The sequence below is a fragment of the Pantoea sp. SIMBA_079 genome, assembly GCF_046940275.1.
In the GTDB taxonomy this organism is placed as follows: Bacteria; Pseudomonadota; Gammaproteobacteria; order Enterobacterales; family Enterobacteriaceae; genus Pantoea; species Pantoea borealis.
Map to the genome: position 1 here is coordinate 1 of NZ_JAWRYR010000118.1, position 323 is coordinate 323.

Genomic DNA, 323 nt, shown 5'->3' on the forward strand with positions numbered 1-323 from the left:
GTCGTTGAGGACCCGGCTAGGCTGGCGGGGTTGCCTTACTGGTTAGCAGAATGAATCACCGATACGCGAGCGAACGTGAAGCGACTGCTGCTGCAAAACGTCTGCGACCTGAGCAACAACATGAATGGTCTTCGGTTTCCGTGTTTCGTAAAGTCTGGAAACGCGGAAGTCAGCGCCCTGCACCATTATGTTCCGGATCTGCATCGCAGGATGCTGCTGGCTACCCTGTGGAACACCTACATCTGTATTAACGAAGCGCTGGCATTGACCCTGAGTGATTTTTCTCTGGTCCCGCCGCATCCATACCGCCAGTTGTTTACCCT

1 pseudogene is annotated in these 323 nt (G+C 54.2%); it reads left to right on the forward strand.

The annotated features are described in order from the left end of the window. Positions 1-120 precede the first annotated feature (120 nt). Positions 121-323 (forward strand): annotated as a pseudogene (locus SB719_RS19365) (tyrosine-type recombinase/integrase); the annotation flags it as partial.